This window comes from Brevibacillus jepli, from assembly GCF_047229145.1.
Taxonomy (GTDB): domain Bacteria; phylum Bacillota; class Bacilli; order Brevibacillales; family Brevibacillaceae; genus Brevibacillus.
Genome location: NZ_JBFEFW010000004.1, coordinates 102500 through 117545 on the forward strand (window position 1 = coordinate 102500; position 15046 = coordinate 117545).

Annotated in this window: 17 protein-coding genes; 5 read left to right on the top strand and 12 right to left on the bottom strand. The window is 48.1% G+C overall.

Annotated elements, in window-relative coordinates:
• The first annotated feature begins 94 nt into the window (after positions 1–94).
• Both AB1L17_RS05995 and AB1L17_RS06000 read left to right on the top strand, forming a co-directional pair.
• A complete protein-coding gene (locus tag AB1L17_RS05995; protein ID WP_412843805.1) occupies positions 95–1312 on the top strand; it encodes an MFS transporter in 1218 nt (405 codons plus the stop codon).
• Positions 1309–1752, top strand: coding sequence for a GNAT family N-acetyltransferase (locus tag AB1L17_RS06000; protein ID WP_412843804.1), 444 nt, complete (start codon positions 1309–1311; stop codon positions 1750–1752). Before AB1L17_RS05995 ends, AB1L17_RS06000 begins: the two co-directional genes overlap by 4 nt.
• A 54-nt stretch (positions 1753–1806) precedes the next feature.
• On the opposite strand, the gene AB1L17_RS06005 is transcribed toward AB1L17_RS06000, so the two are convergent.
• The 7 genes from AB1L17_RS06005 to AB1L17_RS06035 all read right to left on the bottom strand — a co-directional run bounded on the left by AB1L17_RS06005 (position 1807) and on the right by AB1L17_RS06035 (position 8349).
• Positions 1807–1995 (bottom strand): hypothetical protein, encoded by a 189-nt coding sequence (locus AB1L17_RS06005; RefSeq protein WP_412843803.1) that lies wholly within the window; start codon positions 1993–1995, stop codon positions 1807–1809.
• A gap of 12 nt (positions 1996–2007) precedes the next feature.
• Positions 2008–3060 (bottom strand): DNA polymerase IV, encoded by a 1053-nt coding sequence (locus tag AB1L17_RS06010; RefSeq protein ID WP_412843802.1) that lies wholly within the window; start codon positions 3058–3060, stop codon positions 2008–2010.
• A 73-nt stretch (positions 3061–3133) separates the two neighbouring features.
• Positions 3134–3574 (bottom strand): peroxiredoxin, encoded by a 441-nt coding sequence (locus AB1L17_RS06015; protein WP_412843801.1) that lies wholly within the window; start codon positions 3572–3574, stop codon positions 3134–3136.
• A 168-nt stretch (positions 3575–3742) separates the two neighbouring features.
• Complete coding sequence (locus AB1L17_RS06020) at positions 3743–4660, bottom strand: NAD-dependent epimerase/dehydratase family protein (RefSeq protein ID WP_412843800.1); 918 nt, start codon at positions 4658–4660, stop codon at positions 3743–3745.
• On the bottom strand, positions 4657–5799 hold the full coding sequence (locus AB1L17_RS06025) for a glycosyltransferase family 4 protein (RefSeq protein ID WP_412843799.1): 1143 nt from the start codon (positions 5797–5799) through the stop codon (positions 4657–4659). Before AB1L17_RS06025 ends, AB1L17_RS06020 begins: the two co-directional genes overlap by 4 nt.
• A 159-nt stretch (positions 5800–5958) precedes the next feature.
• Entirely contained in the window at positions 5959–6696 is a 738-nt protein-coding gene (locus AB1L17_RS06030) for a gamma-glutamyl-gamma-aminobutyrate hydrolase family protein (RefSeq protein WP_412843798.1), read from the bottom strand.
• A gap of 27 nt (positions 6697–6723) precedes the next feature.
• Positions 6724–8349, bottom strand: a complete 1626-nt coding sequence (locus tag AB1L17_RS06035; protein WP_412843797.1) for a peptide ABC transporter substrate-binding protein — start codon at positions 8347–8349, stop codon at positions 6724–6726.
• 110 nt (positions 8350–8459) lie between these two features.
• On the opposite strand from AB1L17_RS06035, the gene AB1L17_RS06040 reads away from it, so the two are divergent.
• On the top strand, positions 8460–9272 hold the full coding sequence (locus tag AB1L17_RS06040; RefSeq protein ID WP_412843796.1) for a serine hydrolase: 813 nt from the start codon (positions 8460–8462) through the stop codon (positions 9270–9272).
• Positions 9273–9367: 95 nt separating this feature from the next.
• On the opposite strand, the gene AB1L17_RS06045 is transcribed toward AB1L17_RS06040, so the two are convergent.
• From AB1L17_RS06045 to AB1L17_RS06060, 4 genes are all read right to left on the bottom strand, one after another.
• Positions 9368–10663: a phytoene desaturase family protein gene (locus AB1L17_RS06045; protein ID WP_412843795.1), complete on the bottom strand. Its 1296-nt coding sequence runs from the start codon at positions 10661–10663 to the stop codon at positions 9368–9370.
• Between the two features lie 294 nt (positions 10664–10957).
• Complete coding sequence (locus tag AB1L17_RS06050; protein ID WP_412843794.1) at positions 10958–12088, bottom strand: virulence factor; 1131 nt, start codon at positions 12086–12088, stop codon at positions 10958–10960.
• A gap of 90 nt (positions 12089–12178) precedes the next feature.
• A complete protein-coding gene (locus tag AB1L17_RS06055; RefSeq protein WP_412843793.1) occupies positions 12179–13039 on the bottom strand; it encodes a GNAT family N-acetyltransferase in 861 nt (286 codons plus the stop codon).
• Positions 13040–13061: 22 nt separating this feature from the next.
• Positions 13062–13820, bottom strand: coding sequence for a DUF4931 domain-containing protein (locus AB1L17_RS06060; protein ID WP_412843792.1), 759 nt, complete (start codon positions 13818–13820; stop codon positions 13062–13064).
• A gap of 202 nt (positions 13821–14022) precedes the next feature.
• Here AB1L17_RS06060 and AB1L17_RS06065 point away from each other — a divergent pair, with 202 nt between their 5' ends.
• Together AB1L17_RS06065 and AB1L17_RS06070 are read left to right on the top strand one after the other, a co-directional pair.
• Complete coding sequence (locus tag AB1L17_RS06065; RefSeq protein ID WP_412843791.1) at positions 14023–14268, top strand: hypothetical protein; 246 nt, start codon at positions 14023–14025, stop codon at positions 14266–14268.
• 86 nt (positions 14269–14354) lie between these two features.
• The gene (locus tag AB1L17_RS06070) at positions 14355–14717 is read left to right on the top strand and encodes a L,D-transpeptidase (RefSeq protein WP_412843901.1); all 363 of its coding nucleotides are present in this window, start codon (positions 14355–14357) and stop codon (positions 14715–14717) included.
• Between the two features lie 48 nt (positions 14718–14765).
• Here the strand turns inward: AB1L17_RS06070 and AB1L17_RS06075 are convergent, their stop codons facing one another.
• Complete coding sequence (locus AB1L17_RS06075; RefSeq protein ID WP_412843790.1) at positions 14766–14987, bottom strand: hypothetical protein; 222 nt, start codon at positions 14985–14987, stop codon at positions 14766–14768.
• Positions 14988–15046: the final 59 nt, after the last annotated feature.

Sequence of the window (15046 nt, forward strand, 5' to 3'; positions counted from 1 at the left end):
TCGTGGTCATTCATTATGGGAAGGCCACGAAATCATTTTCCACAAGAAAACTAATAAAACAAAAATAGTTTTTATAGTTGAGAGGTGTTACATTATGTCTATTTTCACGCAAATGACCAAACAACAACGGACAGGTCTTTTGTTTGTCATCCTAATTTTGTTCATCGACATGCTTCTGTACAGCTTGTTGATTCCGATTGTTCCTTATTTCACGGAAACGTTGCAGCCCTCCTCCACCATGATGGGCGTGCTGTTTAGCAGTTACGCCATCGCGATGCTCATTGCTACACCGATTTTCGGGCCCATCTCTGATCGGGTTGGCAGACGTACCATGCTTTTGGTCGGCTTGCTTGGACTCGCCGCCTCTACATTATTGTTTGCTTTTTCTGAGACGATGGGCTTATTGATTACCGCCCGTTTTGTGCAAGGTATCTCTGCTGCGGCTACCTGGCCAACTGCCCTAGCCTTGCTCGCCGATCTGTTCCCTCCGAAAATGCGCGGAGCTGTTATGGGAATGGCATTGACTGCGATTTCGACTGGAACCTTGCTCGGAGCGCCAATTGGTGGATGGTTGTTTGAAATCAGTGACCACCGTATGCCTTTCCTGGCAGCTGCAGCCTTTACGCTGATCAATATTGTGCTCGTCTACTTGTTCCTGAAGGAAGACGCGACGCGAACCGTCAGCGAAAAGCTCAATGTGGGCGGATTCATCCGCAATCCACAGGTCGTCTTTATCGCAGGAATCGTCTTGCTGGCTGAGATTTCCCTTTGTTTGCTGGAACCGACTCTGCCCGTATACTTTACTGAGAAGCTCAGCATGACGCCGACAACCATTGGTCTAATGTTTGGGGTCATGACACTCGCATACGGACTGATTGCCCCAGTGGCTGGCTCACTCTCCAGTCGTTTTAATCCGTATAAACTGATGTTTGGCGGGATCATGACGTTGGCAGTCTTCCTACCATTCTTGGCGTGGGCTGACTCCCTCTGGCAGGCAATGATCGCGATGGCATTGGTCGGTGCAAGCATTGGCTTCACCTTATCGCCAACCCTGGCGACGTTGGGAGCCATTATTGACCAGGGTGGAAGCGGCGCATACGGGACGGCTTATTCACTCTTTAATATGTTCCACGGAATCGGAATGGTTGCAGGTCCACTGGCTGGCGGGATACTGACGGATTTACTGCCTGTGTCCTCTGCCCTCCTTATTGTTGCAGCGGCCATCCTTGGCTTTGGAATTCTACTGTTCTTGCAGTTGATAGCAAAAAGAGCATCCCGATTCTCTACGAATGAAAGCGAGATGAAACTTTGAGTTTGTCTATTCGTGAAATTACGAAAGAAAATTGGCGCCAAATTGCCTGTTTGACTGTAACGGAAGGTCAGCTCTCCTTCATCGAGAGCAACGCTTTTTCCATCGCCCAATCGGGATTCGAACCGGAATGGATATCATGCGGTCTGTATGACAAGGACATCGCTGTCGGTTATGCCATGCACGGAATCGAGGTAGAGAATGGCCGAATTTGGCTGGATCGTTTTATGATTGATGCCAGCCATCAGGGGAAAGGCTACGCAAAAAAGTTCCTGCGCTTACTTATAGAAGATATATCTAGACGCTACAATTGTGTCCGCCTTTACTTGAGCATCCACCCTGAAAACGAGCCAGCTCGCAAGCTGTATGAGTCGCTCGGCTTTTTCTCAAATGGCGAGATGGATGGACCGGAAGAAGTGATGGTGCTCGACCTTACTACTTAAACGAAAAGGCACCCCCTCTGTCGATTCTGACGAAGGGGGTGCCGCTTTTTGTGCCTATGGTTGGCTTTTCCGTGCTTCCATCAAACGCTTGACCCTCTCCGTCGGGGTCCAGCATTGGAATCGATAGTCAGGACGCGTCTCATAGGTAAGACGAGAACAACGATAGCTGACTCCTCCCGTTCCTTTCTCCACGCGAAAATGAATACAGGTCGCACAGCAATGAAAGGGATTCTCTGTCTCCACCGCTCACCCTCCTTACTTCCCAAGCTTCCAGGAAAACATCGAGAGTTGTTCGTACCTCTCCCCTTGTTGCTCGGCAAAATTAGAAAAACCTACTCCCACCAGTCGAACACCAGCTGCGTAATCAAAGGCGTCAAGCAAATCGTCCAACAGCTCCTGCCAGTTGGCGCCAGCCACAGCCTTGTGCTGCTTGGTCCGTTGGGTAAAATCTGTGTACTTGATTTTCAGCGTAATCGTCTGTGGCTCGACCCCTTCTTCACGGATGTCCTCTTCGACCTCGCGCAATAGTGAGGTGGCGATCGGAGCAATTACTTCCCTGTCGAATAAGTCGAAGGGTAGCGTCGTTTCACGGCTTAGTGATTTCGGGGCACGATCCATTTCGATTTCGCGATTGTCCTCCCCTCTTGCACGGTAATAAAGGGAGCGACCGAACTTGCCGAATAAAGTGGTTGCTTCGTCGAGCGTAAGCCGCCAAAAATCTTCTACTGTTTCGATGCCTTTCTTGGCGAGAAGCTCCTGCGATTTTTTGCCGACTCCATGCAAGGTACCGATCGGTAGTAACCTCAGCACATCCAATGCTTGCTCCGGTCTGATGATCACGAAGGCGTCCGGCTTTTTCAGGTCACTGGCAATCTTGGCTAACGACATATTATAGGAAAGCCCAATGCTACAGGTAAGTCCCGTCTCTCGTTTGATCCGTCTCTTAATATCGCGCGCGATGGGAACTGCATTGTCATAATGGGAAACATCTAAATAAGCCTCATCTAGCCCCACCGTCTGATAGCGCTCTGTATATGAGGTAAAAATCTGTCTGACTTCCGCAGACTTTTCGATGTATCGGCTATAACGGACCGGCAAATAAAAGCCTTGCGGACATTTTTTCCTCGCCATGGCTACAGGCATAGCAGAGCGTACACCGTATTTGCGTGCCTCGTAGCTGCAGGTCGATACAACACCGCGATTGCCGGTTCCGCCAACAATGACTGGCTTCCCGCGCAATTCCGGGCGATCCAGCTGCTCTACACTCGCGAAAAATGCGTCAATATCCAAGTGAAGAATTTTTTTCATAGGGATACCCACCAAACATACATTCTCATTTCTATTATCCCTGTTTTCTTCGATCGACGCAAGCAAGAACGTCCTAGGCTTGGTTTTCAATTACCTGTAGCAGCTCAGACACCGGCGGGTTCCCTTTTTTGGCATATAAAATTTTTCCGTTTTTTCCGATGATGTACACAATGCGTTGCTGGAAAAACAAACCGAGAACCTTTCCGACATCGTACGCTTTGCGAATGGCTTCATCTTCATCCATGATCAATGGAAATTCATAGCGAAACTTTTCTGCGAACGAGCGCTTCTTGTCCATCCGACCTGGATTGACACCGAAAACAACTGTATCTGCTTTCTCGATTTTGGTGTAGTGATCCTGAACAGCACACAGCTGCTTCGTACAAATCGGGGTATCATCTCCCGGATAGAAAATGAGGACGATATTTTCTCTGCCGATATGTTCTTGGAGATCTATGGGTCCTTTTGTGCTGGTCGCCCTAAAGACCGGCGCGGTCGTTCCGACTTGTAACATTTCTCTCACCTCTAAACCAAGTTTACTGGGGATGCCAGAATGTCGAAATTCATTTCTTACGTGAAGTTCGATTCTGCCTGTCATTTATCCTTGTTTCACCACGCTAACACTGAAAAACCCCACGTATTTGTTGCGATACGCGAGGTTTTTGTGTAGGGATGTCATGAATTATCGTCTTTCTTTGTAAAATCTGATGGTAGATCCGAGCCCTTCTTCTAATCCAATGCCGGGCTGCCATTCCAAGACTTCATTTGCATGATCACACTGCAAGCAACTGAACAGAAGATCTCCCTTTTTCATAGGCTGATGAACGGGGAGCAATGGGGAAGACAGGGCATTGGCAATCATCTGGTACAGCTCATTGATGCTTGCTTTATTGTTCGTTCCAATGTTTACAGTTGTATTATCCCCTCGTTGAAGGGCGAGAAAATTAGCACGCGCCACATCTGTTACAAACACAAAATCCCGCGTTTGGACACCTTCTCCATAAATGACTGGGGATTCTCCTGCCAACAGCTTGGTGATAAATACCGGAATAACCGCTCCTTCCCCATTACTGCTTTGCCTTGGACCGTACACATTGGCATAGCGAAGAATGGTATAACGCAAACCATACACTTGCTGAAACAATCGGACATACTGTTCGCCGTTGTACTTCGATAAGCCATAGAAGGATAATGGCTGGATCGGGTGGGCTTCTGTAATACTGATAGTATGGGTTTCTCCATAAACAGCACAGGACGAAGCATAGATGATCTTCTCGACTCCATAATCACGGCAACAGGTCAACACGTTGATGGTCCCCAACAAATTTTGCATCGCATCTCCAAATGGATCGGCAACGGATTTTTGGACATCTACCTGTGCCGCTTGATGAATGACCATTTCTGGTTTCTCCACGGCGAATATTTCCCTGATTTTGATGGATACGATATTGGCCTTGTAATACTTGATCCCTTCCGGAAGATGGTCTAGGCGTCCGGTACTAAAGTTATCTATCACGATTGTCTCAATGCCCATTGAGACAAGTAAATGCACGATATGGGAGCCAATGAAACCGGCTCCACCTGTGACCATCACCTTCATATTTTTCTCCCGCTTCTGATCGCTCTGTACTGCCCTCTTAATTTGGCTACGGTATTGTACCAACTGAATCGCGCTTTCACTCGCTGTCTACCGCCATAGGCAAGTCTTCTGGCTAAGCCAGGAGATGACTTCACTCTTGCAATAGCATGAGCAAACGCTCGCGGACTGAGATAATTCCGTACGAGCAGTCCACTACTGCCACTGTTCACGACTTCGGAAATTCCTCCTCTTCTTGAGGCAATCACAGGGATACCGGAAGCCATCGCTTCTGAATTGACTGTCGCAAAGCCTTCCCGATACTGTGTCGGACAGGCGAAGACATCCCCCAAATGATACATCTTGTGGATTTGGGACGGCGGCAAATAGCCCGTAAATCGAATCGGAACGTTGAGCCTTTGCGACAACTGACGTACCTTACGCATATAGGCCGTTTGCTTGCTCACTCCCGGCCACGACGCACCGACAGCGACGATTCCCATTCTGGGATATCGCTTTTTCAATATCGCGACGGCACGTACAAGTGTGTGAAGCCCCTTCATCGGTACGATCCTGCCTACGAACAGAACATTGTACCTGTTGCCGACACCCCATCTTCTCCGCAGCGCCTGCTTGTAGGCGAGGGTCCTGGGGCGGAACTTGCTCGTATTTACACCGAGTATGGCGGTTTTGAACTTATAAGCATGTCGAGGATACCGCTTACGCATCGTCTGAGAAACAAAGGAAACGACGGAGGTCACTCCTCGTACCTGCGAGAGAATGGCATTCACTCTCGAACGGGAAAGCTGGGACATGAATGTTAAAGAATGGAGTGACAGGACAATCGGGGTTCGGGGAAAAGCAGCTCGCACAATGGGGACGAATGTGGGTCTGTTCTCAATCTGGATGATGTCAAAGGATTGTCCCCTTACCCGTCTCAAGGCAGCACGAATATAGGATGAACGGTTTCTTTGCGGAATTCGGATGATTTTCAGCCTGCCAGATGACGATACTGCGGGCAGTCTGGGGTGAGCACGACTGATAATCGTAACGGAATCATGACTCGCCATACGCCGAAAAATATTGTAAATGCAAGTTTCAACAGAGCCTCCCGTAATGGGAGGAATCGGTAGCTGCTCCGGAGCAATAACCAGAATGCGCAAGATGCCGCCCTCCTTTCTCCAAAAGTATTCTTCAACAGACTATGGAGATAAAGTGGCAAGGAATATGGTTGAAACGCCCTTTTTTGCTAGAAAAAGAAGCCCTCCTTTATGCAAAAAAACCGCTCTGGGCAATCCCAGAACGGTTCTCTCATATCTATTCTATTTAGCCGCTTGCAGCTTATGCTGCTTTACCCGGGCAACAAATGCCTCGGCAATCTTTAACATGTCGTCGTCGTGTGCCCACATCCGCTCTGGATGCCACTGTACGCCTACATGTAGCCCGTCGAGGCTTTCCATCGCCTCGATCACACCGTCAGCCGCGCATCCTGTGACTTTGAAGCCCGGTGCTATGTCTTTGACTGCTTGGTGGTGAGAGGTGTTCACAAGCACCTCTGTCTTCCCGAGGGCATCCGCTACAAAGCCAGGCTGCAGCGTAATCTTGTGCGCCCCGTATTGCCGTGATCCCTTCTGTGCATGCTGGAATGCTCCTGGTACTTGACTCGGAATATCCTGAATGAGGGTGCCGCCACACGCCACATTCAAAATTTGCATCCCGCGACAAATGCCCAGGATCGGCTTTTTCAGCTCCAGCGCATACTTGATAATCTCAAGCTCGGTGATGTCTCTCTCGTAATTGATATCGCCCAGTCCTTGCAGCGGGTCTTCCCCGTACAAATGCGGAGAAGGATCTTCACCACCGGACAAAATCAAGCCGTCCAGTGATTCGATCATCTCACGAAATGGAGCATCCTGAATCGTCAACAGTGGCAAAATCAATGGAGTACCGCCACTGCGAGCAATTCCGTTTACATAGCCTGAACCTACATAGAAAAACTGGTCGAGATCGTTTTTCGGAAAATACATTTTCGTACATGCCACACCAATGATCGGACGCACGCCAGTCACTCCCTCATAGACTCTTGATTACTTTTGATTGGATGCGTACTTGAAGTCGATGAACCCGAGCGCATCTACCACAACATCTTTTACGCTATCCTGCTTCACCCACGCATAGGTGAAATAGTAGATCGGCAACGCCGGCATTTCATCCATGACGATTTGTTCTGCTTTCTTGAGGATTTCCTTACGCTTCGCTACATCCCCTTCTTTGGCAGACTGAGCGAGCAGATCGAGGAACTCCTTGTTTTCCCATTTCGATGTATTGAGTCCACCCTTGAAGACTTCCAGGAAGTTGATCGGATCGTTGAAGTCGCCAATCCAGCTACCACGACCGATTGTGAAGTTCCCTTGCTTCATGTCTTCGCGGTGAACCTTGTTCTCTTTGTTAACCAGTTTCACTTCGATGCCAAATGCTTTGCGCCATTGATCCTGAATGACTGTCGCAATGCGCGAATTGACCTCTGACGTATTGTATGCAATCGTGATCGGTGGCAACTCTGTCATACCCGCTTCTTTCATGCCTTCTGCCAAGAGCTTTTTCGCCGTCTCTACATCGCCGTCTTTGATGAAGCCCTCTGGTGTAAGTGCCATGGTTGGCGGGAGAATACCCGTCGCTGGCGTACTCTTGTATGGTACGACATTATCGGAGATTTCCTGACGATTGACGGCCGTAGCGAATGCCTGACGAATTTTTTTGTTGTCAAACGGCTTTTGCGTCGTATTGAAAATGTACCAGTACGTACCTGCTGTCGCTTGAGCTTGCATCTTTCCGGATTCTTTCAGAGCATCCAGCGCATCAAGCGGCAAATCGCCCAGTGGTGAGCCTGCCCAATCCAGATCCCCTTTTTCAAACATCGACAGCTCCGTATTGGCATCCTCAATCATGTTAAAGGTCAGCTTGGACAATTTGACAGCGTCCTTGTCCCAGTAAGAATCGTTCTTTTCAAATTCGATCTTTGATTTGTGCTCCCAATTTTTCAAGCTGAATGGACCGTTCGTAATGTACGTCTCTGGCTTGGCAGCCCATTCTTTGTTACCCTCTACCGCTTTTTTGTTGACCGGGAAATAGGTGACAGACGCAACCAGTTCCGGGAAAAACGGTGCCGGGTTTTCCAGCGTCACGACCAAGGTTTTGTCGTCTGTAGCCTTTACGCCGACATCTTTGGCTTTGGCCTTGTTGGCGTTGAAGGCTTGCCCATTTTTCAAATAGTACATCTGGTACGCGTAGCCGGAAGCGGTTTTGGGATCGAGAACCCGTTTCCATGCATACTCGAAGTCATGAGCTGTAACTGCATCGCCATTGGTCCATTTGGAATCCCGCAGATGGAAGGTGTACGTGAGACCATCAGGGGATACCTCATACTTCTCTGCGACCGCCTCTTTCAGCTCGCCTTTTTCATTCAAGCGCAGGAGGCCATCAAATGCTGCACGGGCAACAGACATCGAAGGGATATCTTCTGCCAGTCCAGGGTCGATCGTGCTCGGCTCACCAGAATTCAGGTTCACCTGCATCGTTTGGGGGGCGCTCGTCTGCTCCTGCTTCGCACCTGTCGTCTCCCCCGTGGTGCCTGCTTGCGGTGTTCCACAACCAGCAAACGCTAAACTCGTTAGTAGAACAGCACAAAATGATAGTTTCTTCCACTTATGCACAGCAAAACCCCCATATTCGGAATAATTCTTCTTGATTGTTAGGAGCATGACTAAATAATATTATCTTGAGAAAATTTTGTCTACATCGAAACAAAAGGAGATGAGTCTACATGTTATCCAGTCTTTATGCCCAAATATCCAGTCTGATCAAGGATGCAGGAGGTGAATGGGGAATCTTTTTAGAAGATTTGCAATCCGGCGAAACGTTATCCATAAACGAAGATCAACGCTTTTATGCAGCGAGTGTGATCAAGGTCCCGATTATGACAGCCGTATTTGCCGAAGCGTACGCAGGCAAACTGGCATTAGAGGACAAGATCAAGCTGCGGGCAGAGGATCTCGTAGGTGGCGCAGGTGTTCTTCAGCATATGACTCCCGGCACTGAATTTACGATTCACGATCTGGTTACTCTGATGATCATCCAAAGTGACAATACGGCTACGAACATGTTGATCGATCTCGTAGGGACAGAAAGCATCCGCAACGCCATGCAAAAGACCGGGATGACAAACAGCCACTTCTACAACAAGCTCATGGTCGTACCAGCCGAATTGGAAGGCTACAATGAAGTGACGGCAAAGGATATGGGCAGTCACCTTCGATACTTGGCAACAGGAAAAGTGATCTCCTACGACAGCTGTTTGAAAATGATTGCCATCTTGAAGGCTCAGCAGCACCGTGACCGCATCCCCTTCCTTTTGCCTGATCCAGACGGTGAAGTTATCGGGATGATACCGAAATGGGAATTCGCCAACAAGACTGGGTCTGTGACCAAAATCACGCATGATGTAGGCATCCTCTACACCGGTTCTCATGCTGTCACGCTGTCCATCCTGAATAAGGGCCTTGAGCAAAAGGAGGCCGCCGAAGTCATGGCGAAAATCGGACATTTGGTCTATCACACTTACACTGCCCAAGCGTAATTCATCTGCCTGCCAGAATCATTGGCGGGCTTTTTTTTCACGAGAAAAAACAGGCGGGCATTCCCTTCTATAAGGAATACCCGCTCGTCATCGACTTATTCTTTTTCCAAGATCAGCTTGGAAACGTTCATTGCGCTAGAGAAAGACAGTTCAGACAGCTGGCCTTGTCCTTCACACCAGTCACCTGCAAAGAACAGGTTGCGGTAATCCGGAAGGAAAGTAGGCATTGGCTTCTGATTCATCGTCCATTTGATCTCCTGTACAACTGCACGAGCAGACACACGCGGAACAACCAATTGTTCACGCCAGCCTGGGAAATGCTTGTCATACAAATTCTCAATCTCTTGCTTACGGATATCAGCCGCTTCCTTGTTCCCTACTTCATCCTGACGCATGTAAGCGGTCGCCTGCAGCAACTGCCCGCCTTCAGGAACACAAGTACGGTCATAATACGAGATATCGGTAATGAAAATATTGTTTGCTTTGTCGTAGATGTAGGAGAACGGTACGTCGATCCGCTCTTTCAAGCCAATGTCATACACCATGACGACTGTTGGCTCGTATTCAGCATGTTGTGCAATCGCATGCTCAAGGCGAGTCTCCGTGAAGACTTTCGCCATCTCCTTCGGCGGAATACAGCAAATAAATTCGTCAGCCGTAAATTCGCCCTCCGGTGTCACCACTCCAACTACACGATCATTCTCTACTTGGAACTTTTCTACTTTGGTTTTGATCAGAATGGTGCCCTGATTTGCTTCAATCACGCGCACGAATTCATTGATCAACGCCTGCCAACCGCCACCGATATAGGCTACCGGTTTATTTGTGGTAAACAAACGGCTGTAGTAAGAAAAGAATACGTCAGAAGGAATCTTCTCAGGTTCACGAGTAAAGAAATTGGAAGAAGCAAGCGTTAACATCATTTCTTGTACATCTTCGTTGACTTGCTTTTTCTCCATCCACTTTTGAATCGACATATGTGGATGACCTTTTTCCATTTTAAGCATCGTTTTCAAAATCTCAAAGGTGAACAATACTTTGTCCATACCCTTTAAGAGCTTCGTTTGGAAGAGACCTTGTACATTGGCCGGAACCGCAGTCAGATCGCTACCAATATCGTACTTAGCTTTTGTCGGATTGAAATCTTGCCAATCGATGTTCAGTCCCAATTCTTTTTCAAACGTTCTCAAAACGGAGCTATCGCGAGCATAAATGGCATGGGCACCGAAGTTGAAGTTGAATCCTTTGATCTTCAGTGTAACGGCACGTCCACCCAATTGACCGCGCTCCAAAACTGCTACTTTTTTGCCTTTCGACGACAAGTAGGCGGCACTGGAAAGACCAGCAAGTCCTGCACCTACAATAACAACGTCATAGTGATTGGTTGTCATACACAATCTCCCCTACGCACTAGCGATGTTGAATACATAAGCTAAACCCTATCCTAGTCTAAGGGATGGATAAGGTGGAAGTCAACCATTATTGAACTGTGTCTATTTTTATACTGCCTGATACCAATATTTACCTGATCCATCCATTTGTTTTCCGATCTCTCTGAAGCAGTATGCCCCGCTGCTCGTCGTATATCCAGCAACTGTAACCTCGACAAAGAAGCCCTCTATACCAGCCCTCCCACTCGGAAGTCACTGCTTGATAGAGGGCTTTCTTCTTCTTGAAAAATCGCGTTAATCGTTTCGGCGCGTCATTTGCTGCCAAACTGTACCGCTAGCCGCCTCTCCACTTTCAATCCGTTGTACGGCCATCTGCACTTGCAAGCTGACTTCGAACTCAGGATCGTTCTGTGCGGCACGCAACGCTTCCAAGGCGGTGTCATCCCCTACCTCAAATAGATAGCGAGCAGCGCGCCAGCGTACCAGCTTGTTCTTGTCCTGCAACGCTTCACACATCGGAAGAATCGCGCGCGTGTCACCCAAATCAGACAAGGTATCTCCCGCAGTCCGTCTTACAGAAACAGAATCATCCTTGAGCGCTTCAAATAACAACGGGAAAACGTCATCGCCGCCGATCATGCCCAAATAAACAACTGCCAGTCTGCGAATCGATGGCTTCACATCGCGCAGTGCTTTTTCCAACACGGGTAAATCCTCTTCGCTAGGCTCCATTCGATCCAGTGCTTCATATCTTTTTTGCCAATCCGGATCATCGAGCATCACGAGTGTAACGACTTTCTTTTCACGCACGACTGGCTCTGGCGTTTCCCCAGGACCGAGGGCCATAGCCTGTTGAACGATTTCTTCCACACGGCTCTCCGGATACGAGGCATCGACTTCCAATGCTACCTCTTCACCGATCTCGCGCAAATCGCCGTAGCGTACGCCATGCTCGACCCATTTGCGCTCCATGATGAGGTTCGGTGACGCTGAGCCTGCACGCACGGCAGCCTGTCCAAAACGCTCTGGCAGCGCTGCACGAATCTGTTCCGTTCCCATTGTCACCTTAACCTGCATGGGTACACCGCGGAACATTTGAATATACACCTGCGCCTCTCCGAATGCCCCTGCTTCCTCTGCTGACATGTCAGGAACAGCCGCACCTCCGCCCACTTGCAGGACTTCGCGGGCGACCGTCAAAATACGCTGCCAGTCTGCATTGGATTTACGCTCCAGCGCGAGAAAATCTGCGGTATGAAAAATGGAGGTAACTCCTTCGATCGCAAGCAACTTATTCATTAGTTCTGGTGCTTTACTCGCTTCTTTCTTTGTATAGACATGTTGGACCCCATCCGGCAAACGCTCGTCTACATTCAGCTTCATGACGTTTGGACTCGGCGTCGGTTCGATGGACAACAGTTTCATATTCAGTCACTCCTTTTTCCTTCACTGCTATCGTAGCACGTAACCTGGTTCGTTTTCCAACCTGAGAGGAGGTCAAAAGCAGTTTGCCCGCTACAACACCAGCTTGTAGTAATCATTAGCCGACTTTACAAAAAAGCCGCATGATTCATACAGCCCCAAAGCATTGCTGTTTTCACAGGCTACCTCTAGCGATACGTGAGGATACCCTTCTTCCACAAGTATCTCGATCGTTTGCACCAAAGCCTGACGTCCATATCCTTTCCCTTGGTAATCTGGGTGGACACAAAATCCATAAATAAACGCCTTGCCGTCATTCTTTTTGACACTAATTTTGCCAATCGCCTGATCGTCAACGATCATCAGTTGTGTACTGGACTTCGGATCCCCTGCCATACTCTTGGACATTTCCCTTGCGCGTTCTTCCTCCAATTGAAAGCCATGGACATCCAGCCAAATCAATGTTTCAAAATCATCCGCAATCTCGGGTCGAAGCTGTACATTTCTCAAGGGATTTACTCTTTGCTTTGCGCCCAATTCCATCCGATATTCTGAGAATTGATAATCTCCACCGATCTGTCCCATGTATGACTTGCCGCCTTGCGAATCTCGCTGGACAATAAAAAGCTGTGACGGAATGCCTCTTCGTCTGCATTCCTCAGCCGCTTTTGCTTGCAGCGCAGAGAATATGCCTTTTCTTCTGTAGTCGGGATGGACCATTCCACTCACTTCTGCCTCACCGCTGTGAAACACGTAAAGCCCCAGAAATCCGACCAGCTTTCCATCCGCATAACAGACAAAATCTTCTTTATGCTCGCCCGATCGCTTTTCCAGCATACCTTGGTTTACTTTGAGATCAATCCCATCATGCTCATTACAAATCGCAACCAATTCTTTAACATGTGCCAGTTCATCTGCGGTGAGTTTTCTTCTTGTCGTGATCGAATACGTCAAAGCGTAAGCACCCTTTCTATGGCTAGAAGTAACGTCGTTGTATTTCAGCGACCATCTCTTCTAAGTTATTGGCGACCTGCGGAATGGAATAGCCTACGTAAAGTGGAGAGGTAACAAACCTGGGAACCACTTTCGCGATCAGCTTTTCTCCCCAATGATAAAAGAAAAAGTTGTAGCTTTGATTGCGCGGATTGACATGAGTCAGTATCCAATGTGCTAAAATTTGTAAGTAGTCTGCCATTTTCGGTAATCGATCCAAATCTGACAGAATGATATTGTATTCAAAAAATCCTGCACGAGGATGCGTAGACAGATTGCACTCGATCCCCGCCTCCCTCTCGATAGTGATTCCAATAAAATCACTGTCTTTTACTTGATCAAGATAGTTGTAGTCTTTTAATCCAACGATTTGCATGTGCGGATGACGGATGCTTCCCCCAGAATACGGGCCGTGGTTTTTGAAGAACAGAACGGAACGAAACGAATGGCTTTGCTCCATTTCCAGCCACTTTTCTACCCCAAATGCCAGCAATGCTCTTACATGTTCCTTGGAATAGACAGACCAGTCTCCTTCGCATTCATCCGACTCAATCAGCACGGTTTGATGCGTATCCTCAAGGACAGGAAATTTGTTCATTAACCAGATCATCGAGCCACGCTGCTCCAAGACGTCTGTGAGGCTGTTTCGATCACAAAAAGGACAGGCCGTTTCTGTATTGTTTACACTCACTGGCTTTTTTCTACCAATTTGCATGTTAAAGTGCAAGTGTGTCTGGTTCATACCCGCGTTCCTCCAGTTTGTGGTTACTTCCACTTTACACGCATTTCCTGTGAAAATCATGACGTTTTTTGCCCAGCCGACACTTTTGAAAAATCAGCAAAATTGCCTATTTTACAATGCCAGTGGCGTTTGTTTCTTTTTTTATCTCAAATGTTTTGCATACAATGAGAAGCAGTGAAACCTGGAAAGGTGTTGGAAACGGATGGAGAGATCATTTTATTATCCTGTAAGCTGGAGCGAGGCCCAACATTACAAGACGTTGCTGGATCAAGAGGGCGTCCCTTATGAAATTCAATCCCCACTCGATTTGCCTGTCTTGGAAGAAGGTAAGCTGGCCATCGTCTTTCCTTCCATTCCGCTACGGATGTACGTCTGGGTGAGAACCTTGTTCTATCGTGACGGTCTGCGCTATCCGGATACATTTTCGTTAAATTTCAAACTACATTAATGATGATGGGAAAGGTACCCATTCTGTTGATTATCATAAGATAGTAACAGCGGCATTTCGTACCGTATGTGGGGGAGGTGAAGAAGCTGCCGTCCTACAACATCCGCATTTCGATTGCGAAGTTACGTCTCGATTTGTTCGATGGGAACCGACTCGTTCGCTCTTATCCTGTAGCCTTGGGCAAAATAGCCACGTCGACGCCACGAGGGGATTTTACCATCATCAACAAAGTCCCTTATCCCAATTCCTATCCGGGAGGTCCGTTAAGTGTATTTGGTACCTTCTGGATGGGGCTTAGCAAGCCACACTATGGCATTCATGGCACGAACGATCCTTCCTCCATTGGCAAGTATGTATCCCGCGGCTGTATTCGTATGCACAATCGAGACGTGAATGCTCTCGCAAAAATGGTGCCCATTGGTACGCCTGTTCGAATCAGACAGCAATAAACATAAACATGCAAAGACCCGCCTCTCTTAAACGAAGGCGGGTCTTCTTTACATGAGATGAGTCTTTTCTGTTCTTTCTGCTTCCGCTTCATCCGATTCCAAATAGACAAGAAATCTTCTCGCTTGCTTGTACATGATCGATAACGTCATTTCCCTGATCTTGTTCATGATCGCTTCTTTATCCTCTGGATGAACTTCGGAAGAGAGCTTTTGTTCTTGCAGCTCTAAGTAAGACATCACCCATTCCGGGTCCAACTTATAGGCAGGCAACGACAGCGACTCCTCTACTCTAGTAATCTTCTCTAGTCTACAGGATGGAAGCGTCGCTT

Excerpts from the sequence above, each read along its gene's own strand:
- AB1L17_RS05995 (WP_412843805.1), top strand. The coding sequence starts at position 95 with ATGTCTATTTTCACGCAAATGACCAAACAACAACGGACAGGTCTTTTG.
- AB1L17_RS06045 (WP_412843795.1), bottom strand. The coding sequence starts at position 10,663 with ATGACAACCAATCACTATGACGTTGTTATTGTAGGTGCAGGACTTGCT.
- AB1L17_RS06020 (WP_412843800.1), bottom strand. The coding sequence starts at position 4,660 with ATGAAGGTGATGGTCACAGGTGGAGCCGGTTTCATTGGCTCCCATATC.
- AB1L17_RS06015 (WP_412843801.1), bottom strand. The coding sequence starts at position 3,574 with ATGTTACAAGTCGGAACGACCGCGCCGGTCTTTAGGGCGACCAGCACA.
- AB1L17_RS06050 (WP_412843794.1), bottom strand. The coding sequence starts at position 12,088 with ATGAAACTGTTGTCCATCGAACCGACGCCGAGTCCAAACGTCATGAAG.
- AB1L17_RS06010 (WP_412843802.1), bottom strand. The coding sequence starts at position 3,060 with ATGAAAAAAATTCTTCACTTGGATATTGACGCATTTTTCGCGAGTGTA.
- AB1L17_RS06040 (WP_412843796.1), top strand. The coding sequence starts at position 8,460 with ATGTTATCCAGTCTTTATGCCCAAATATCCAGTCTGATCAAGGATGCA.
- AB1L17_RS06065 (WP_412843791.1), top strand. The coding sequence starts at position 14,023 with ATGGAGAGATCATTTTATTATCCTGTAAGCTGGAGCGAGGCCCAACAT.
- AB1L17_RS06060 (WP_412843792.1), bottom strand. The coding sequence starts at position 13,820 with ATGAACCAGACACACTTGCACTTTAACATGCAAATTGGTAGAAAAAAG.